Origin of the sequence: Variovorax sp. CCNWLW186, assembly GCF_037203865.1 — a bacterium.
Lineage (GTDB): Bacteria > Pseudomonadota > Gammaproteobacteria > Burkholderiales > Burkholderiaceae_C > Variovorax.
On the sequence record NZ_JBBCBO010000001.1, the window covers coordinates 388,811 to 408,260 of the forward strand.

At 66.6% G+C, this 19,450-nt stretch carries 18 protein-coding genes; 3 read left to right on the forward strand and 15 right to left on the reverse strand.

The window, feature by feature from the left end; translation table 11 throughout:
• Nucleotides 1–69: 69 nt before the first annotated feature.
• From V9K97_RS01925 to V9K97_RS01970, 10 genes are all read right to left on the reverse strand, one after another.
• On the reverse strand, nucleotides 70–888 hold the full coding sequence (locus tag V9K97_RS01925) for a M55 family metallopeptidase (RefSeq protein ID WP_337315955.1): 819 nt from the start codon (nucleotides 886–888) through the stop codon (nucleotides 70–72).
• A gap of 19 nt (nucleotides 889–907) precedes the next feature.
• Nucleotides 908–1,975, reverse strand: a complete 1,068-nt coding sequence (locus V9K97_RS01930) for a DmpA family aminopeptidase (protein ID WP_337315956.1) — start codon at nucleotides 1,973–1,975, stop codon at nucleotides 908–910.
• A gap of 13 nt (nucleotides 1,976–1,988) precedes the next feature.
• Nucleotides 1,989–2,909 (reverse strand): glutathione ABC transporter permease GsiD, encoded by a 921-nt coding sequence (gene gsiD / locus V9K97_RS01935; RefSeq protein ID WP_258506013.1) that lies wholly within the window; start codon nucleotides 2,907–2,909, stop codon nucleotides 1,989–1,991.
• 10 nt (nucleotides 2,910–2,919) lie between these two features.
• The gene (gene gsiC / locus V9K97_RS01940) at nucleotides 2,920–3,840 is read right to left on the reverse strand and encodes a glutathione ABC transporter permease GsiC (RefSeq protein WP_337315957.1); all 921 of its coding nucleotides are present in this window, start codon (nucleotides 3,838–3,840) and stop codon (nucleotides 2,920–2,922) included.
• Between the two features lie 135 nt (nucleotides 3,841–3,975).
• Nucleotides 3,976–5,526, reverse strand: a complete 1,551-nt coding sequence (gene gsiB / locus V9K97_RS01945) for a glutathione ABC transporter substrate-binding protein GsiB (RefSeq protein ID WP_337295866.1) — start codon at nucleotides 5,524–5,526, stop codon at nucleotides 3,976–3,978.
• A gap of 71 nt (nucleotides 5,527–5,597) precedes the next feature.
• Nucleotides 5,598–7,475, reverse strand: a complete 1,878-nt coding sequence (locus tag V9K97_RS01950; RefSeq protein WP_337295865.1) for a dipeptide ABC transporter ATP-binding protein — start codon at nucleotides 7,473–7,475, stop codon at nucleotides 5,598–5,600.
• 33 nt (nucleotides 7,476–7,508) lie between these two features.
• Entirely contained in the window at nucleotides 7,509–8,471 is a 963-nt protein-coding gene (locus V9K97_RS01955) for an isoaspartyl peptidase/L-asparaginase family protein (protein ID WP_337315958.1), read from the reverse strand.
• A complete protein-coding gene (locus tag V9K97_RS01960) occupies nucleotides 8,471–9,430 on the reverse strand; it encodes a MurR/RpiR family transcriptional regulator (protein ID WP_258506018.1) in 960 nt (319 codons plus the stop codon). Before V9K97_RS01960 ends, V9K97_RS01955 begins: the two co-directional genes overlap by 1 nt.
• 156 nt (nucleotides 9,431–9,586) lie before the next feature.
• Nucleotides 9,587–10,039 (reverse strand): GNAT family N-acetyltransferase, encoded by a 453-nt coding sequence (locus V9K97_RS01965; protein ID WP_337315959.1) that lies wholly within the window; start codon nucleotides 10,037–10,039, stop codon nucleotides 9,587–9,589.
• Between the two features lie 51 nt (nucleotides 10,040–10,090).
• Complete coding sequence (locus tag V9K97_RS01970) at nucleotides 10,091–10,984, reverse strand: LysR substrate-binding domain-containing protein (protein ID WP_337315960.1); 894 nt, start codon at nucleotides 10,982–10,984, stop codon at nucleotides 10,091–10,093.
• Between the two features lie 85 nt (nucleotides 10,985–11,069).
• Here V9K97_RS01970 and V9K97_RS01975 point away from each other — a divergent pair, with 85 nt between their 5' ends.
• Nucleotides 11,070–12,242, forward strand: coding sequence for an NAD(P)/FAD-dependent oxidoreductase (locus tag V9K97_RS01975; protein WP_337315961.1), 1,173 nt, complete (start codon nucleotides 11,070–11,072; stop codon nucleotides 12,240–12,242).
• A gap of 52 nt (nucleotides 12,243–12,294) precedes the next feature.
• Nucleotides 12,295–13,326, forward strand: coding sequence for a class I fructose-bisphosphate aldolase (locus V9K97_RS01980; RefSeq protein WP_337315962.1), 1,032 nt, complete (start codon nucleotides 12,295–12,297; stop codon nucleotides 13,324–13,326).
• A gap of 2 nt (nucleotides 13,327–13,328) precedes the next feature.
• On the opposite strand, the gene msrA is transcribed toward V9K97_RS01980, so the two are convergent.
• The 3 genes from msrA to V9K97_RS01995 all read right to left on the reverse strand — a co-directional run bounded on the left by msrA (nucleotide 13,329) and on the right by V9K97_RS01995 (nucleotide 16,809).
• Nucleotides 13,329–14,030, reverse strand: a complete 702-nt coding sequence (gene msrA, locus V9K97_RS01985) for a peptide-methionine (S)-S-oxide reductase MsrA (RefSeq protein WP_337315963.1) — start codon at nucleotides 14,028–14,030, stop codon at nucleotides 13,329–13,331.
• 171 nt (nucleotides 14,031–14,201) lie between these two features.
• Nucleotides 14,202–15,710: an alpha/beta hydrolase family protein gene (locus V9K97_RS01990; protein WP_337315964.1), complete on the reverse strand. Its 1,509-nt coding sequence runs from the start codon at nucleotides 15,708–15,710 to the stop codon at nucleotides 14,202–14,204.
• A gap of 199 nt (nucleotides 15,711–15,909) precedes the next feature.
• A complete protein-coding gene (locus V9K97_RS01995; RefSeq protein WP_258506031.1) occupies nucleotides 15,910–16,809 on the reverse strand; it encodes a transglutaminase family protein in 900 nt (299 codons plus the stop codon).
• Between the two features lie 115 nt (nucleotides 16,810–16,924).
• Between V9K97_RS01995 and V9K97_RS02000 the strand changes: the two genes are divergently transcribed.
• A complete protein-coding gene (locus tag V9K97_RS02000) occupies nucleotides 16,925–17,260 on the forward strand; it encodes an antibiotic biosynthesis monooxygenase family protein (protein WP_337315965.1) in 336 nt (111 codons plus the stop codon).
• Here V9K97_RS02000 and mnmC read toward each other — a convergent pair.
• Together mnmC and V9K97_RS02010 are read right to left on the reverse strand one after the other, a co-directional pair.
• Entirely contained in the window at nucleotides 17,257–19,098 is a 1,842-nt protein-coding gene (gene mnmC, locus V9K97_RS02005) for an FAD-dependent 5-carboxymethylaminomethyl-2-thiouridine(34) oxidoreductase MnmC (protein ID WP_337315966.1), read from the reverse strand. The two genes, V9K97_RS02000 and mnmC, sit on opposite strands and share 4 nt — an antisense overlap.
• Nucleotides 19,099–19,105: 7 nt before the next feature.
• Nucleotides 19,106–19,378: an oxidative damage protection protein gene (locus tag V9K97_RS02010; protein WP_012748083.1), complete on the reverse strand. Its 273-nt coding sequence runs from the start codon at nucleotides 19,376–19,378 to the stop codon at nucleotides 19,106–19,108.
• Nucleotides 19,379–19,450 lie beyond the last annotated feature (72 nt).

A 19,450-nucleotide genomic window follows, 5' to 3' on the forward strand; every position in this document is an offset into this window, starting at 1 on the left:
CCTAGGATAAGGCCCATTGGCATTGCGCGTTTTGTCCACTCCCGCCTTGGGGAGAGTGCGGGTGCTGCTTCAGCGCAGCATGGCCGACATGGCCGAGCAGCAGTTCAGCATGCGAACCGCGGCTTCCACGGAGTCGGCGGTGAAACGCAAGCTCACACCATCGACGCGTTCGAACGACGGCCATTGGCAGAAAAGATCGGCCATGGCGGGTGACTGGGTGCGCAGAGTGACCACCTGCGGGCCCTTGAAGACCAAAGGGGCTGCGCTGGCCCTGGCCGCCAGGCCCTGCTTGACCCCTGAATGGATGGCCGCACGCGACTGTTCGGGTGAAAGCGACACGCCGCTGCTGAACCCCGTGGCCCGCTTGGTCTGCACGAAGACCGCATGCGGGAAGACCGGCTGGTTCTCGGCGATGAACACATCGTCTCCGCTGGCCATGACCACCGGCACGCCGTATTCACCTGCCAGCGCGCCATAGAGCCCGGCCTCGCCCAGTTCCCGGTCGCCCAGCCAGATGCCCGCGAACGCAAAGCTGTTGATGGTGTGGGCGAGGATGCCGCGCCCCTGCGCGCGCGAGTGGTAGCCCACCATGCAGACGGCTTGCACGCCTTCTTCCACGCCCGCCACCATGCTCAAGTACCGCGGCTTGCCCTGGACCACGCGGGCGCGCGGGTCGAGTACGTCGGGCGGCATGTTGCGAAAGCCGCCGTGCGAATCGTTGACCAGCACCTCGGTGGCGCCGGCCTCGAAGGCGCCGGCAATGGCCGCATTGGCCTCTTGCGCCATCAGCAGGCGGGCACGCTCGAACTCCGGATTGCCGGGGCGCACCTGCTCCTGGTGGTAGACGCCGGCAACGCCTTCGATGTCGGTGGAGATCAGAACTTTCATGCGGAGCAAGGCCTGCGGATCAAGAGATGAAGGAAGAGGGCGGCAGCAGCTCCGAAAGCGCCCGCCGGTGGTGGCCGTCGCGGCCGGTCACCGCCGTGGCACGCCACAGCGCGTGGACGATGGCTTGTTCGGTGCTGTCGGCCGCAGCCTGGAAGATATCGTCAAGCAGGCTGTCGTGCAGCATGGCGACGGCAGGCATCGGCCGTTCGGCCCGGTCGGGCACGGTGTAGGCGGTCGAGAAAGCCAGTGCGATGTCGCCGCTCCCGTGGCCGAAAACCGAGCCCGTGCGCGCCAGCCCGGCGCCAGCGCGCAACGCCAGCCGGCGCAGCTGCCGCGCGTCCAGCGGCGCGTCGGTGGCAATGAGCATGATGATCGAGCCCTTTTCCGGCTCCGCGGCAGTGGTCGCTTGCGCGGCTGCGTCTTGCGAAGCCAGCTGTGCCGCGAGCTGCGCACCGACCGCTCGGCCGGCCAGCACCAGTTGCGGCAGCCGGCCATAGTTGGCCAGCACCAGCGCGCCCACTGTGTGCACGCCGCCCTGGCGCGAGGGCACGCAGCGCGAAGCACTGCCGATGCCACCCTTGAAATGGAAGCTCGACATGCCGCGGCCCGCGCCCACCGAGCCCTGCTCGAAATCGGCGCCTGCGCTTTGCAGTGCGTGCAGGTAGTCGGCCTCGGTCACGGCCAGCCGCTGGATGTCGTTGAGAAAACCGTCGTTGCACTCGAAGACCAGCGGATTGACCGTGGGCAGCGAGCGCCCCGACTCCGGATTGGCCGCCACGCAGTCGCGGATCTGCGCCGTCGCAACCGTGCCGACGGAGAAGGTGTTGGTGAGCGCAATCGGCGTTTCGAGCACGCCCAGTTCCTCGACCTGCACCAGCCCCACGCTCTTGCCGAAGCCGTTGAGCACCACGGCCGCGGCCGGCACCTTGTCGCGGAAAGCGTCGCCGCCATGCGGGCGCACGACCGTGACGCCGGTCTGCACGCCGTCGTCGGCCAGCGTGCGATGCCCGACCGAAACGCCCTGCACGTCGGTGATGGCGTTGCGCGTGCCCGAGGGCAGGCTGCCGATGTGCGGAATCGATGGCATGCGAGGCCCCGGTTTACTGGCGGTCGATCTTGGGGTCGAGCGCGTCGCGCAGCGCATCGCCCAGCAGGTTGAAGGCCAGCACCGTGAAGAAGATGGCCAGGCTAGGGAACAGCGCCACGTGGGGCGAGGTCACCATGTCGGCGCGTGCTTCGCTGAGCATGGCGCCCCACTCAGGCGTTGGCGGTTGCGCGCCCATGCCCAGGAACGAGAGGCTGGCCGCCGTGATGATCGACGTGCCCACGCGCATCGAGAAATACACGACGATCGAGGAGATGGTGCCCGGCAGGATGTGCCGCACGATGATCGTCCAGTCCGATGCGCCGATGCTGCGCTCGGCCTCGATGTAGGTCTGCTGCTTGAGCACCAGCGTGTTGCCGCGCACCAGGCGCGCGAACGCCGGCACGCTGAACACCGACACCGCCACCACCACGTTGGTCATGCTGCTGCCCAGGATGGCGACCACGCCCAGCGCCAGCAGAATGCCCGGAAAGGCAAACAGCACGTCGGAGATGCGCATCACGATGCGGTCCCACCAGCCTTCGTAGTAGCCCGCGAGCAGGCCGAAGGCCGTGCCGACGAAGCCGCCCACCAGCACCGAGAGAAAACCCGCCATCAACGAAATGCGCGCACCCATCAGGATGCGGCTGAAGATGTCGCGGCCCAGCGGATCGACGCCGAACCAGTGCGTGGCCGAGGGGCCCGTGTTCAGCATGTCGTAGTCGAAGAAGTTCTCCGCGTCGAAGGGCACGATCCACGGCGCGAACACCGCAACGAACACCAGCAGCAGCACGAACACTGCCGCCACGATGCCCACCGGCTGCTTCTTGAAGCGGCGCCAGCATTCGCCCCAGGGCGTGCGGACCTTGCCCGCGGTTTGAACCGCCACCACGGGCGGAGCGATGATTTCGGCAGACACGCCGGAAGCTTGCGTCATGTCGGCTGCCTCACTTGTAGCGGATGGTGGGGTTGATGTAGCCATACAGCACATCGACCACCAGGTTGATCAGAATGAATTCGAGCGAGAACAGCAGCACCAGCGTCTGGATGACGGGGTAGTCGCGCATCTGCACCGCGTCGACCAACAGGCGGCCGAGGCCGGGCCAGTTGAACACCGCCTCGACAAGAATCGAGCCGCCCAGCAGAAAACCGAACTGCAGGCCCATCATGGTCACCACCGGAATGAGCGCATTGCGCAGGCAGTGCTTGATGATGACCGTGCGCTCGCGCACGCCCTTGGCGCGCGCCGTGCGAACAAAGTCTTCCTGGATCACTTCGACGAAGGATGCGCGGGTGAAGCGCGCCATCACGGCGGCCACCGCTGCGCCCAGCGTGATCGAAGGCAGGATGTAGTGCTTCCAACTGCTGGCCCCCACGGTGGGCAGCCAGCCGAGCTGAACCGAGAAGATCTGCATCAGCAGCATGCCCAATGCAAATGCGGGAAAAGAGATGCCCGACACCGCCAGCGTCATGCCGAGCCGGTCGGGCCATTGGTTGCGGAACACCGCGGAAACAATGCCGATGCCCATGCCGAAAATCACCGCCCACACCATGCTGGTGATGGTGAGCATCACCGTCGGGAAAAAGCGCTCGCCGATCTCCGTCGCCACCGGCCGCCGCGTGCGGATCGAGGTGCCGAAGTCGCCCTGCAGCATGTGGGTGAAGAAGCTCACGAACTGCTGCGGCAGCGGCTTGTCCAGGCCCAGCTCCGCGCGCACCATGGCCACGGTCTGCTCGTCGGCCTCCTGGCCGGCGGCAAGGCGCGCCGGATCGCCCGGCAGCATGTGGACGAACAGGAACACCAGCACTGCCACGATGAGCAGCGTCGGGATCAGCCCCAACAGTCGTTTGAGAAAGTAATTCAGCATGGCATACAGACAATCAACCCTCGTCAAGGCCTCGGGGCCCATCGGGAGACACCGCGGAACCGGCTCCGCCGGGCCGCAGGTGTCGCCCCCTTGAGGGGGAGGCGGCTACACGAAGTGAGCCGCTTCGGGGGTGGGTCAATTAATCGAGATGGCGTCGATGTTGATGTTGCCGTCAGGCATCACGTACACACCCGACAGGCGCTTGGAGTGCGCCGACAGGTTCTGCTCGGTCACCAGCGGCACGCGCGGCAGGTCCTTGCGGATTTCTTCCTGCGCGGTCTTGTAGAGCGCGGCCTTTTCCTTGTCGTCCACGGTAATCAGCGCCTTGGCCAGTGCGTTGTCCACCACCTCGCTCTTGTAGAACGACATGTTGTTGAGCTTGGGCGCCCAGGCTTCAGAGGCGAACAGCGGGCGCAGGCCCCAGTCGGCTTCGCCGGTCGACGACGACCAGCCCGTGTAGTACATGCGCACCTTGGCCGTCTTGGCGTCGGGCCATGCATCGACCATTTCGGTGCGCTGGCCCACTTCGAGTGCCTGCACCTGCAGCTTGATGCCCACTTGCGCGAGCTGCTGCTGCACGAACTGGATCGTCTTCTGGCTGGTCGTGTTGTTGTAGGCGCTCCACAGCACCGACTCGAAGCCGTTCGGGTAGCCGGCTTCGGCCAGCAGTTCCTTGGCCTTCTTCACGTCGTAGGGAATGGGTGCCATCTTCTCGGCAAACTTCACGCCCTGCGGCAGCACGCCCTGCGCGGGGAAGGCATAGCCGCCGAACGCGACCTTGGCCAGGGCTTCCTTGTTGATGGCGTAGCCGATGGCTTCGCGCACCTTCGGGTTGTCGTACGGCTTCTGCAGCATGTTGAATGCCAGGAAGCGCGTGATGATCGACGGAATGGCCACCACTTCAAGCTTGTCGCTCTTCTTCAGCAGCTCGGCTTGCTCGTAGGGAATCGGGAACGCGAAATCGGCTTCGCCGGTCTGCAGCATGGCGGCGCGCGTGTTGTTCTCGAGCACGGGCTTCCACTGCACCGTGTCGACCTTGGGGTAGCCCTTCTTCCAGTAGCCGTCGAACTTCTTGGCCTTGACCGCTTCGGTCTGCTTCCACTCGACAAATTCGAACGGGCCGGTTCCCACCGGGTGGAAGGCGATGTCCTTGTTGCCCCACTTCTTCAGCGCGGTGGGCGAAATCATTGCGGCCGAGGCGTGGGCCAGCGAGTTGATGAAGGGGCCGAAGGGCTCCTTCAGCGTGATGCGCACGGTGCTGGCATTCACCGCTTCGACCTTGCTCACGCGGTTGAACTGGTTGTAGCGCAGCAGCTTGTTGTCCTGGTTCAGCACGCGGTCGAGCGTGAACTTCACCGCCTCGGCGTTGAAGTCGGTGCCGTCGTGGAACTTGACGCCCTGGCGCAGCTTGATGGTGTACACCAGGCCGTCCTTCGACACTTCGTAGCCTTCGGCCAGCACGTTCTGGACCTTCAGGTCCTTGTCGAACTGGAACAGGCCTTCATAGAAGGTCTTGGTCACGGCCGTGGTGATGGTCGTGTTGGTGTTGTAGGGGTCGAGCGTCTCGGGCTGGTAGCCGATCGACAGCACCGCGTCTTTCGCGGCCAATGCCGTGCCGGTCATCGCCATTGCGGCCAGGCCCAGCAGTGCCGATGCCCATCGCAGGGAGGAAGAAGATTGCTTCATGGAAAGAACTCCAGTCGGTTCGAGGAAAAAAGCAGGAGAGGGCCTGCGGGTTGAAAAAATCTGCCTGTCGCTCAGAAGGCTCCGCCCACGGCGTGCCGTGCGACGAAGTGGCCGGGCGCCACCTGCACCAGCGGCGGCACGTCGGGCTCGTCGCCCACCGCGCGAATGGGGCTCGGGATCTCGCCTTCGAGCAGCGCGCGCGGCTTGTGGCGGCGCGACGGGTCGGCCACCGGCACCGCGGCCATCAGCTTGCGGGTGTAGGGGTGCTGGGGCGCCTCGAACACGGCGCGGCGCGGGCCAATCTCCACGATCTGCCCGAGGTACATCACGGCCACGCGGTGGCTGATGCGCTCGACCACGGCCATGTCGTGGGAGATGAAGAGAAACGCCACGCCCAGTTCGCGCTGCAGGTCGAGCATGAGGTTGACGATCTGCGCCTGAATCGAAACGTCCAGCGCCGACACCGATTCGTCCGCCACCACCACCTTGGGATTGAGAGCGAGGGCGCGCGCAATCGCGATGCGCTGGCGCTGGCCGCCTGAAAACTCGTGCGGATAGCGCTGCGCCACTTCGGGCGGCAGGCCCACCTTCTGCAGCAGCCAGTCGACGCGCTGCTGCGCTTCGGCGCCCTTGGCAATGCCGTGGATCAAGAGCGGCTCCATGATCGAGAAGCCGACCGTCACGCGCGGATCGAGCGACGCGAACGGGTCTTGAAAGATGAACTGGATATTGCGGCGCAGCGCCTGCAGCTCGCGCGTGGGCAGCTCGCGGATGTTCTGGCCGCCGAACTCGATGGCACCGCTCTGGCTTTCGACCAGGCGCAGCAGCGAACGGCCAGTGGTCGACTTGCCGCAGCCCGATTCGCCCACCAGCGCCAGCGTTTCGCCGGGGTACAGGTCGAAGCTGATTTTTTCAACGGCATGCACGCGGCGCTTCACGCGGCCGAAGAAGCCGCTGCGCACGTCGAAGCGTGTTACCAGGTCGCGCACGCGCAGGATGGGACCGGCTTCTTCGCGCACCGTGGTTTGCGGCGTGGTGTCGGTGATCGGCACGGTGTCGGGGCTGCCTTCGGTGCGCAGCAATTCGAACTTGGCGGGCAGGTCGGTGCCTTGCATGGCGCCGAGCTTGGGCACCGCCGACAGCAGCGCCTTGGTGTACGGGTGCTGGGGGGAGGCGAAGACCGTGTCGGAACTGCCGGCTTCCACTTTGTCGCCGCGGTACATCACGAGCACGCGGTCGGCAATTTCGGCCACCACGCCCATGTCGTGCGTGATGAAGAGCACGCCCATGCGCATTTCCTTCTGCAGCTCGCGAATGAGCTGGAGGATCTGCGCCTGAATTGTCACGTCGAGCGCAGTGGTGGGCTCGTCGGCAATCAGCAGCTGCGGCTTGCACGAAAGCGCCATTGCAATCATCACGCGCTGGCGCATGCCGCCCGAGAGCTGGTGCGGAAAGCGGTCGAGCACATTGCGCGCTTCGGGTATGCGCACCAGCTCCAGCATGCGCAGTGCCTCGGCGCGCGCGGCCGCGTTGCTCTTGCCCTGGTGGATGCGAATGGCCTCGGCAATCTGCTCGCCGGCGGTGAACACCGGGTTGAGAGACGTCATCGGTTCCTGGAAGATCATCGCGATGTCGGCGCCGCGGATGTTGCGCATCTCCGCGTCGCGCGCCTGCGCCAGGTCGAGCACTTCGCCGTTGCGGCGCCGAAATGCCATGCGCCCGCCAAGGATGCGGCCGCCACCGTGCTCCACCAGCCGCATCAGCGCGAGCGAGGTGACTGATTTGCCGGAGCCCGATTCGCCCACCACCGCAAGCGTTTCGCCGTGGTCGACGTGGAAGGACAGCTTCTTGACGGCATCGACCGTGCGCTCCGAAGTCGAGAAGCGAACGGTGAGGTCGTCGACGGCGAGAACGCGGCCGTCTGGCAGGGCGAGGGCAGGGGAGGACATGGGATGCGAGAAAAAGAGAGTTGCGCGCGCGCGTCAGGCGAAGATGGCCGTCACAGGGGCTTCGTCGCCGCGGGCATGGCCGCGGTACATGCCTTCGCTGTTGAAGGCGAGGCTCAGGTTGCCGTGGCGGTCGATGGCGATCAGCCCGCCCGTGCCGCCGATGGCGGGCAGCGACTGGTGCACCACGGCACGGGTGGCGTCTTCGAGCGTGGCGCCGCCGTAGGCCATGCGCGCGCAAACGTCGTAGGCGGCCGCAACGCGGATGAACATTTCACCGCTGCCGGTGCAAGACACGGCGGCGGTGCGGTCGTCCGCATAGGTGCCGGCGCCGATCAGCGGGGTGTCTCCAATGCGGCCGACGCGCTTGTTGGTCATGCCGCCGGTCGAGGTGGCCGCGGCCAGGTGGCCGTGCATGTCGAGCGCCACGGCGCCCACGGTGCCGAACTTCTTGTCTTCGTCCAGCGGCGGCGTCATGGCCGCGCCTTCGTGGTCGGTCACCACGCGGCCGGTGTCGCGCACGCGGTAGAGCTGCTGGCGACGCGCTTCGGTCGAAAAGAAAAAGGGCTCGACCATTTCGAGACCGTGCTCGCGCGCAAAGGCTTCGGCGCCCGCGCCGGCCAGCAGCACATGGGCGCCGTCTTCGAGCACGGCGCGCGCCGCGCGCACCGGGCGGCGAATGTGGCAGACCCCGGCAATCGCGCCCGCGGCCAGCGTTACGCCGTCCATCACGGCGGCATCGAGCTCATGGGTTTCGTCGTGCGTGAAAACCGCACCGTGGCCCGCGTTGAAGAGCGGGCACTCTTCGAGCAGTTCGACGGCGAGGCAGGTGGCGTCGAGCGCGGATGCGCCCTTGAGCAGCGCTGCCTGTGCGGCGCGCACGATGTTCTGCAGCGCGTCGTGATAGGCCTGCGCTTGGGCGGCGCTGGTCGTTGCGGCGCTGATGGTTCCGGCCCCGCCGTGAATGGCGATGACCGGGGTGTTGCTGCTGTTCTTCATCAGGAGGATTTCTTCTTTTTCTTTCGGGTGCCGGCCGGGGCGGCACTGGCTGGTTGTGCGGCAAATTCCGCCCGCGCCAGGCCCTGTGCGCCATGCAGCCAGGGGCGCACCGCTTGCAGGATGCGGCTCGCGGACTGCACCGCGCGCGGCGCACGCAGCGCCACCGCGCTGGTCAGCGCCTCGATCAATGCGAGCACGCTGGTTTCGCAATTCGGCCGGTAGCTGGTTTCGGTCTGGCAATAGAGCGCCACGTCGGCCAACGGCGCCAGCGGCGAGCTCGGCCTGTCGGTCAGCGCAAGCACGGCGCAGCCCTGGCCGCGCGCAATCTGCGCCAGCGCCACCGTGTCGGTGAGGTAGCGCGGAAAGGTGAGGCCGATGAACAGGTCCTGCGGCCCCGCATGCATGAGCGTGCGCGCCGCATGCGTCACGCCGCTCACGCTGGAGAGCATTCGAACGTCGTTGCAGCTGCCGTCCAGGCCGTGCTGCAGCAGCCCCGCCAGCCATGCGCTGGCACCAAAGCCGCCGATGTACACCGACCGCGCCTTCAGGATGCGCTGCACCGCCGCCTCGCATGCCGCGTAGTCCAGCGACTGGCGCGTGGCTTCGATGTTGCGGCGGCTCTCGTCCAGCGCGGTGGCAAACACCTCGGCCACCGTGGTCGGATGCTCGAGGTTGCCGCGCAGGCGCTCCACCGGCGCCACCAGCGATTCGAAGCCGCGCACGAGCTCGGCGCGAAAGGTGGCATAGCCGTCGAAATCCAGTGCCCGGGCAAAGCGGTTGGCCGTGGCAACCGACACGCCCACCACCGCGGCCAGCTCATCGATGGGCAGCGTGGCGACCTGCAGCGGATGCTCCAGCACGTAGTCGGCCACCTGGCGATGCGATCGCGTCAGCCGCGGCAACGCCTGCGCAATGCGCTGGGCCACGGTGGTGCCGGTGGTGTCTACGTTGGTGCTCATTCGTGGGCCGTGCACTCCGGAGGGGAGTGTTTGATGAAAATCAGTTTACAAATATAAGACAAAAAAGAAAATTTTCTGTCATTTTTGATCGAATGAGCAAATTTCGGGCCCGCGAGGGGCGGATGCGAGAGGGGCGCGAAGATCGCCGGCCCGGGGCTAGGCGGCGCTTTTTTCCATGAACACGCTGAACGGGTCGTTCGGGTAGCTCCCGAACGGCCCTCGCTTCACGTAGCCCGCGCTGGCGTAGAAAGCCAGCGCTTCCGGCTGGCTGATGCCGGTCTCGAGCGCGAATCGCGTGCATCCCTTGCCGATTGCCTCGGCTTCGAGAAAGGCCAGCACTTTTGCGGCAATGCCTTGCCCGCGGTTTTCCGGCCGCACGAACATCCGCTTGAGCTCGCCGTATGCGGGCTCCAGCACCATGGCGCCGCAGCCCACGGCCGTTCCGCACTCGTCGCGCGCAACTGCAAACAGCACGTGCGCCGCCGACAGCGCGGCAATGTCGATGCCGTAGTGGCACTCGGGCGGATAGAGCGGCTTCTGGTAGGCGTCGAGCGCTTCGATGAGCTGGACGACCTCGGGCTGGTCGGGGTGTTCGAGGGCAATGTTCATGCGAAGGATTCTTGTGGTCGGCGAATCTTATGAGGGGCTGGCTGATCCTCTTCAACCGGGCGTGAGGCTGAGCACCCATCCCTTGAACTTCTCCAGCGCCCCGGAGGCGGGCGGGCCTTCGGGGTAGGCGAAGTAGTACCCCTGGCTGACGTCCAGGTGTCGGTCGATCGGTACCACGAGTTCGCCGGTTCGCAATTCGCGCTCGATCAGAAGGCGCGGCGCCAGGCCCACGCCCATTCCGGCCGCCGCGGCGGCGGTCACCATGGTGAAGAGCTCGTAGCGCGGGCCGCGCGAGGCGTGCAGCGTGTAGTCCCAGCCCTGTTGCGCATACCAGTCGCGCCAGGCGTGCGCGCGGGTGCTCAGGTGCACATGGCGGCAACGCTCGAAGGCCGCTTCGTTCCACGGCCCGTTGGCATCGCGGAACGCCGGGCTGCAGACGGGAACCATCTCGCCTTCGGAAAAGATCAACCCGCCCTGCGTGCTCGGCCAGAACTGGTCGCCGAAATAGATGGCGGCGTCATAGGCGTTTTCCTGGAAAGAGAAGGGCTGCGTGCGCACCGAGAGATTGACCGTGATGTTCGGGTGCTGCCGGCTGAAGTCGGGCAGCCGGGGAATCAGCCATTGGGTGGCAAAGGTGGGAACCACCGCCACTTCGAGCACAAAACCCATGTCGTGGCCGGCGCTGATCTCGAGCGTGTCGCGGCGGATCTGGTCCAGGTGGCGGCGGATGCGCGCGGCGTATTCACGGCCGGTGTCGGTGAGCGTGAGCCGCCGGCGCACGCGCGAAAACAGCGGCACCCCCAGCCGCTGCTCCAGCGTGGCCACCTGGCGCCCGACGGCGCTTTGCGTCAGCGCCAGTTCGGCCGCGGCGCGGGTAAAGCTCCCCAGGCGCGCCGAGGCCTCGAAGGCCTGCAGCGCGCCCAGGTTGGGAATGTCTTTTCTCATCGTTGCTATTCTGCGTGCGGGTCTCGCGGTTTTTCCCGGCGCTTGTAAGAATGGACCTGTGGGCGAGCAGCAAGAAAGGGATTTCATGCGTCGTGTGGTGATCATCGGCGGCGGGGCCATCGGCTCTGCGATTGCCTATTTTCTGAACCAGGACCCGTCGCAGGAGCCGTTCGACGTGACCGTGGTCGAGCGCGACTTCTCGTACACGCAGGCATCGTCGGCCTTGTCGGCGAGCTCGATCCGGCAGCAGTTCTCCACCGCCATCAACATCGAGATGTCGCTCTACGGCATCGAGTTTTTTCGCCGGCTTGGCGAAACCCTGCGCGTGGGCGACAACGTGCCCGACATCGGCCTGGTCGAGCCCGGGTACTTGTACCTGGCCCCACTGGAGGGCGTGGACGTGCTGCGCGAGAACCATGCAACGCAGAAGGCGCATCGGGTCGATGTGGTGCTGATGACGCCGGAACAGCTGAAGGCTCGCTTTCCGTGGATTTCGACCGAAGGCATCGCGCTGGCTTCGCTGGGCCTTTCGGGTGAGGGCTGGTACGACGGCTACAGCCTGCTGCAGGCGTTCCGGAAGAAGGCCATTTCACAGGGCGCGCGCTATGTGCAGGCAAAGGCAACCGGGCTGCAGCGCAGCGGCCGTGCGTTGACGGGCGTGGAGCTGGACATCGGCGATCCGCTCGAGGCCGACGTGGTGGTCAACGCGGCGGGCGCCTGGGCCGCCAAGGTGGCGGGCTGGGCCGGCATCGACTTGCCGGTGCGCGGGCGCCGGCGCATGGTGTTCAGCTTTTCGTGCCCCGACACCTTGCCGGGCTGCCCGCTGATCATCGACACCTCGGGCATCTGGCTGCGCCCCGAAGGCCGCCGTTTCATCTGCGGCTTTGCACCGCCGCAGGACCGGGACCGCGACGATGCGCCGCTCGAGGTTGACTACCGCGTGTTCGACGATTTCATCTGGCCGGCGCTGGCTGCGCGCGTGCCGGCGTTCGAGGCCATTCGCATGACAAGCGCATGGGCCGGCTACTACGAGATGAACGTTTTCGACCACAACGCAATCCTCGGGCTGCATCCGGGCTGCGACAACCTCTACTTTGCCAACGGCTTCTCAGGGCATGGGCTGCAGCAATGCCCTGCGGCGGGGCGGGGCGTGGCGGAGCTCATCCGCTACGGCGAATACCGCAGCCTCGACCTGTCGCCGGTTTCGTTTACGCGCATTCTCGAAAACAGGCCGCTGGTCGAGAAGAACGTGATCTAGCCGGAGGCCGGGCAGAGGCGTACGATCATTCGCAAGCGAGGGCCACAGCATCATGACTGCACAGGCATTGATCGATACCGCACAGGCGCTGGTTGCCGGCGACAAGGGCTTGCTGGCCATGGACGAGAGCAACGCCACCTGCCACAAGCGCTTTGCGAAGCTGAACATTCCCCAGACCGAAGACGCACGCCGCAGCTGGCGCGAGCTGATCGTGACCGCGCCCGGCCTTGGCGCAAGCATCAGCGGGGCGATTCTTTTTGACGAAACGATCCGGCAGCGCACGAGCGGGGGCGCGACCTTTGTCTCGGCACTCGAGGCGGCGGGCATCATTCCGGGCATCAAGGTCGACACGGGCGCGAAGCCTCTGGCGGGCCACCCCGGCGAGACGGTGACCGAGGGCCTCGACGGCCTTCGCGAGCGGCTCGCCGAGTACGCCGGCATGGGGGCACGCTTTGCCAAATGGCGCGGCGTCATCACACCGGGCCCCGGTTTGCCGAGCCGTGCGTGCATCGAGGTCAATGCCCATGCGCTGGCCCGCTACGCGGCCCTGTGCCAGGAGGCCGGGCTGGTTCCCATCGTCGAACCCGAAGTGCTGATGGACGGAGACCATTTCCTCGCACGCTGCGCGGAAATCACCGAAGAAACGCTGCATGCGGTCTTCGTTCAATTGCGTTTGCAGGGCGTGCTGCTGGAGGGCATGCTCTTGAAGCCCAACATGGTCTTGCCCGGCCAGGCCTGCCCGATCCAGGAGAGCGTGGATGAGGTGGCCGACGCCACGGTGACCTGCCTGCTGCGCACCGTGCCCGCAGCCGTGCCGGGCATCGCGTTCCTTTCGGGAGGGCAGTCGGCGCAACTTGCTTCGGCCCGGTTGAACGCCATGAACGCGCGGTTCGCATCGCGGCTGCCGTGGGCGCTTGCGTTCTCATACTCGCGCGCCGTTCAGCAGCCGGCGCTGGATGCATGGAAGGGTGACGCCGCCAATGTCGCTGCGGCGCAGAAGGCGCTTGTGCACCGCGCCCGCTGCAACCAGGCCGCGCGCCGCGGCAACTACGACGCGCTGGCGGACGCACCCGGGCCCGGCTGAGTTCAGCCGCCCTTTGCCGGGTTCACCAGCACAGGGGTCGACCGGTAGCTTTCCGGGAACAGCTTCTTCAGGTTTTCGATCTTCGGCATGTCGTGGATCACGATATAGCCGTGCCGCGGGTGGCGCGTGAGAAAGTCCTGGTGGTAGGCCTCGGCCGCATAAAAAGGCTTCGACATTTCGATGGTGGTCGCCAGCGGCTTGCCGAAGGTCTTGGCCTGGTTCAACTGCACGATGTAGTCCCTTGCAACGCGGGCCTGCTCGATGTTCTCGGCGAACACGGTGGAGCGGTATTGAGGGCCCGTGTCGGGCCCTTGCCGGTTCAGCTCGGTCGGATCGTGCGCTACCGAGAAATAGATCTGCAGCAGCTTGCCGTAGCTGATCTGCTGCGGGTCGTACGTGATACGCACCGATTCGGCATGGCCGGTGTTGCCGGAACCCACGCGCTCATAGCGTGCCGTCTTCGATTCGCCGCCGGCATAGCCCGACACGGCGTTGTTCACGCCCTTGACGCGCTGGAATATGCCCTGCACGCCCCAGAAGCAGCCGCCGGCGAACACGGCGGTTTCGTATTTGGTGGTGGGCGAGGCCATGACGTCGACCTTGGGCGCGGGCACGCGCCGGGGCGGCTCGGTGGACGAAGACGCGACAGGCCAGGCCAGCGCCGCGGCTGTGAGCGCGGCTGCGGTGAATGCGAGGGTTCTCATGTGCTGTCCCGTGCGAGTGAGCCATCGATGCCAGGCCGATGGGAGCGACATTGCCGCCGAACGTGGCGTGCGTCAATGCCGCGTACCCGTGCCTTTTATCGACGTTTATCGACCTGCCGGTTCAGCCACTCGACCGGCGCTTGCACGCCGGCCAGAACCCCTTGCGCTTTTTTACGGTGGGCAAGGGCGCGCCGCCGCCGCGCCCGGCCGCGTCGCCTGGCTCGTGGGGCCTTCGTCCACCGTGCCAAGAGGTCGGGTGAAGGTGCAGCCATAGGCCGGATCCGCCACCGTGGCAGCCGTGACCACGTCATCACCCGCCGGCTTCACGCCGTCGCGCTCCCACTTGATCATGGCGTCGAAGGCTTCGACCTGCTCGGCGATCGTGAAGTCGCAATGGGAGATGCCGCGCACGGCGCGCTGTACCAGCCAGTCGCTGTTGCCCTTGGCCGCAACGCGCTGGTTGTAGATCTGCTGCATGCTGAAGGGCACGTACAGGTCGCCCAGCGTGTGCAGCGAAACCACCGGGATCTTGAATTCGCCGTTCGCCTTGGGAATCCAGCGCAGGCCGTCGGTGCGCAACCGGTTGGCGTCGGGTGCCGCGGTGAGCTTGAGCACCGATGCGTTCAGCGCGGTCGTTCCCGCCACGTCGCCGTCGATGGTGTAGGTGAAGCGGTTGGTGTCGAGCGTGCTCTTGTTCAGGATGCCGTTGACCGTGCCGTCGCTGCCGAACACGCCCCAGACCGCCGCGAACGAACCGCCCTGCGTGAACCCGAGATCGAACATCGGCCGCTCGCCGCCCGTGAGGTTCTTCACCACCGATCCGAACTTCAGGCCGGTGGCCGTGGGTGTGCCCGGAAAGGCCGTGTAGAGCGTGGCCGTGACCTGCGTCCTGATGTCCAGCCAGTTGACGGTCGGGTACTTGGGCAGACCTGCCAGTGCCTGTGCGGCAATCTGTGCGCCTGCAAAGTAGTCGAACAGCTCGGTGTCGCCCAGCACGCCGCACATCGGCACCGCGCCGTTGTACCTGACCTTGTGGTTGGCCGTGGCGAAAGCCTCGTCCTCGATGGCCGCCGCGGTGATGTGGCCGCCCATCGAATGGCCGGTGATGTAGATTTTTGAAGGCGCCGCAAGCTCTCGGCCGTTGGCCTTGGCAATGGCGTTGAACTGCAGGGCCAGCGCGTTGGTGTCTTCGACGCCGGCGCGCACGTCATAGAAATTCTTGCTGTAGCTCGACGCGGCCCAGGCGTAGCCGTTCTGGATGAGATAGCGGCGGATCGATGGGGCGTTCACCTTCAGCAGGTTGCTTTCACCCGCATAGCCGTGCGCATACATCACCAGCTTGCCGTTCCAGTTGGCAGGCACCTCGACTTGGTATTGCGCGGCGCCGAGCATGCCGGCCCAGCGGCTGGTGGTGGCGTTGTCGATGGTGTCGCTGGCGTCCGAGGCGAGCGCCGCGAAGGTGGTCGCTGAAGCATCGGCGGGCGCGAACGAGTTGCGGCTGTCTTGCAGGCGCGTCTCTTCCGGCGGCGGCGGGGGCGGTGGAGGAGGAGGGGGCGGCGCGGGGGCCGGAGCCGGCGGCAGCGGGGTGAACGCAAAGCCGCCCCCACCGCCACCACCGCCGCAGGATGCGACGGCAAGGCTGGCTGCAAGGGCAAGAAGTGTCAGGCGCGCGGAATGCATGGGATGTCTCTCTCCGTTCTTGTGGTGTTGGGAAGAAGAAGCCCGGCGCAGCGGTGCATTGCCAGGCCGTAGAGAACGACCGTGCTATTTCGCTGGACCGGCGGCGCAGCGTAGGGGCGTTGCCGGGCGCATCGGCCCGGGCTTTCCCGTAGCTGCTATCTCGTACGCGACACCCGCGCCATGCCGGCGCGCGGAGGCGTCATTCCTTGCGGCGCGTGACCACCACCGTGGCCTCAAGACCGTCGTAGGCCTCGGCGTCGCCATACCAACTGCCCGAGATCGGCGCGGCCTGTGCCGGGTCTCGCGTGACGCCGACGCGGATCAACTGGCCGCTGCCCATGAGGTTGTTGGTCGGGTCGAATGCCAGCCAGCCGACGCCCGGCAGGTAGGCCTGCAGCCAGGCGTGCGTGGTGCCGGCGCCGGTCATCGATTCGCCGGGCGACTGGGCCGCGCGGTCGAGCGCGGCGTCGTAGATGTAGCCCGAGACAAAGCGGGTGGCAATGCCCAGGCGGCGCGTGGCTTCCATCATCAGCAGCGCGTAGTCGCGGCAACTGCCGCTGCCGAGCGCCAGCGTCTGCAGCGGCGTCTGCGTGCCTTCCTCGTCGCGTGCCTTGTATTCGAGGCTCTGGCCGATGTGCGCGTTCATGCGCGTGAGCACTTCGCGCGTGCTGTTGGGCTTGTCGGTGTGCAGGAACTGGTGGGCCCAGCGGATCAGCGTGCCGTTCGCATCGTCGTCATGATGCGGGCGCAGGTAGTGCTCAAGGTCGAGGCGCTCCTGCACCGAATAGGCAAAGGGCAGGAATTCGGCGGCTGGGTCGAGCGCGAGCTGGTCCTGCTGCGCCGGCACATGCTCGATGGTGAAGGAACACACGATGCGCAGCTCGGTGGCCTCGCCCATGGGCTGCACCAGCGCAACCGAGTTGGAGTGCGGGTCCTGGATCAGCCTGGTGAAAGATTGCGGGCTCACCTGCAGGTCGGTGGCCAACACCCGCAGGTCGTGGCTGTCGCGGGGCCGGAACATGACGCGGTGCAGCCCGAAGGTCACCGGTTTCTTGTAGCGGTAGACGGTGGTGTGCGTGATGTCGTACTGAATGGCCATGCGGTGCATTCTCACGTGTCGGCGGGGCGAGCGGTGGCTTTCCGTCGGCTTGCCGCGGTCCTATGCCGCAGAATCGGCGCCCGAACGGCCTTCACCACCACCGCATCGACGCCACATGTACTCCGCCACCTTCATCTTTGCCAAGAAGCAGTTCGACGACGAGTTCCATCGTCTCGACCAGACCATTGCGGCGGCCGCGAAGTCGCTGCCCGGCTACCTGGGCGAGGAGACATGGGAGAACACGAGCAACGAGTTGGTGTCGAACGTCTACTACTGGGATTCGCTCGAAGCGCTGCAGGCGCTGATCCGGCACCCCGTGCACCAGCAAGCCAAGGCGGCGCAGGCCAACTGGCTCGACGGCTACAAGGTCGTCATTGCCGAGGTGGTGCGCGTCTACGGCGACAGCAAGATCGACCACATGCTGGCGCCGGCCGGCAACGTTGGCGCCTAGGGCGCGGTTCTTTCGGTGCCGAGGGCCTTGGCCAGGTTGGCCGGCAGCGGCAGCGGCTCGCCGTGCCATTTCGCGGCCAGCAGTTCGGCGCACAGCGCCGCAAAGCTGAGCCCTCGCGAACCCAGCGCGGTGCAGGCCCAGAGGCCGGCCTCGTTCAGTGGGCCGACCAGCGGGCGGCGGTCGCCCGAGGCGCAACGGATGCCCACCCAGTGTTCGGCCTCGCCGCTTTCGAAAGCCGGTGCGAGAGTTGCCGCGGCGCCGGGGTGCAGGCGCTTCAGGCGCTCTTTGTTTGCCTCGGCATCATTGGCGTGGGGTGCCAGGTCGGTACTGTCGCGGTCGAAGGTGGCGCCACACAGCCAGAGCAGGGCGCCTTCGCCTCCATGTACGTGGGCGATCAGATGGCCGTCGCCGTTGAGTGGCGTGGCGGGCAATGCAAGGTCGTCCGCCATGCGGCCCCACGCGACTTGGCCGCGCACCGGCTGCAGCGGAAGCTCGGGCGCGAAGCGGCCCGATTCGTAGCCTGCTGCGATGACAACGCGGTCGGCTTCAGCCAGCAACCGGTCGGCAGCATCCCAGAGCTGCCAGCCGGCCGCGCTGCGTGACAGGCGTGCGACCGGCGCGTTGCCGCGAAACTCGATGCCCGGCTCGCGCAGCCAGCCTTCGATCAGCCTTGAAGGACGGACCCAGCCCGCCCGCGCATGCCAGAGCGCGGGTGCGTCGGCGGGCAAGCCGGCATTCGCCAGTTGCGCGGCGCTGGCGGGCCACGATTCGTTCGGGCCGCTCTCGCTCCACCCGGCGGGCACGCGCGTGTCGCCTTCGGGCCGGCGCTCCAGCACACCGGCGGCGCGCCAGTCGCGGCCTTCTTGCAGCAGGCGCTCCAACTCCAGCCAGGTGGCGCGGATGCCGGCACGCGTAAGCCGCGAGAGCAGGGCATCGTCGGGCGAGACATGCGGCGCCAGCACGCCGACCGGCAGACCCGAAGCGCCGGCGGCAGGGCGGTCGGCTGCATCGACCACGGTGACCTGCCACCCGCGCCGCGCAACGCTGGCGGCAACGGCCGCGCCGGCCAGCCCGGCGCCGATGACCGCGCAGCGGCCAGGCGTTTCGACATGTTCAGGCGCGGGGCCGCGGCGGCGCACCGTCCAGGCCGGCGCGAACACGCCGGCGAGGCTGTCGCGCTTGGGCGGCAGGCCTGGCCGGGTTTCAAGCTGGAAACCGTTCTGCGAAAGCGCATCGCGCACGGCCCGGGCACAGGTCCAAGTGGCGAGGCCGGTGCCCTGGCGGGCAAAGCGTGACACGGCCTTGAGCGTGTCGGGTGACCACATGGCAGGGTTCTGCTCTGGGCTGAAGCCATCCAGAAAGATGCTGTCGGCCTCGAAGCGCTGCGCGCGCAGCATCGGCTGCACGTCGCCGATGCACAGCGTGAGCAGCACGCGGCCTTGGTCGAAGGCCAGCCGGTGAAAGCCCGGCAGCAGCCCGTGCCACTGCGCGGCCAACTCCTCAGCCAGCGGCATCAGCTCCGGGTAGGCCCCGGCGGCGCGCAGCAGGTCTTCAGGCCCGACTGGATGTGCCTCGGCCGAGACGAAGTGCAGCACGCGCGGCCGGTTCGCGTCCGCGCGCCACGCCTGCCAGGTTGTCAGAAAGTTGAGGCCCAGCCCGAATCCGGTTTCGAGAATCAGCCATTTCGACCGTCCAGACCACGCTTCGGGCAGGCCGCATCCGCCCAGAAACACATGGCGAGCCTGCGCCAGTGCCCCGGTTTCGGTGTGGTAGATGCCGCCGAAGCGCTCGCTGTACGGCACGCCGTCGGCGCGCCAGGCGACGGGCTCGGCGGCCAAGGCGGTCTTAGTTCGACGGGGGAACGTAGCCCTGGGCGACGTCGGCGCCTTCGCCGAAGAAGTGCTTTTCCATCTGGCGGGCAAGGTATTGGCGGGCCCGCAGATCGGCCAGGTTCAGCCGGTTTTCATTGACCAGCATCGTCTGCTGCTTGAGCCAGGCGGCCCAAGCCTCCTTGCTGACGTTCTCCCACAGGCGCTTGCCCAGTTCCCCGGGATAGGGCGGGAAGTCGAGCCCTTCGGCCTCTTTGCCGAGCTTGATGCACTGAACCATGCGTGCCATTTTTGATTGCCTCTGGTGGGGAAAGCGGTTGCTTAGTTGATTTTGCTATTTAGAACTGAGAACTCGGTCGTT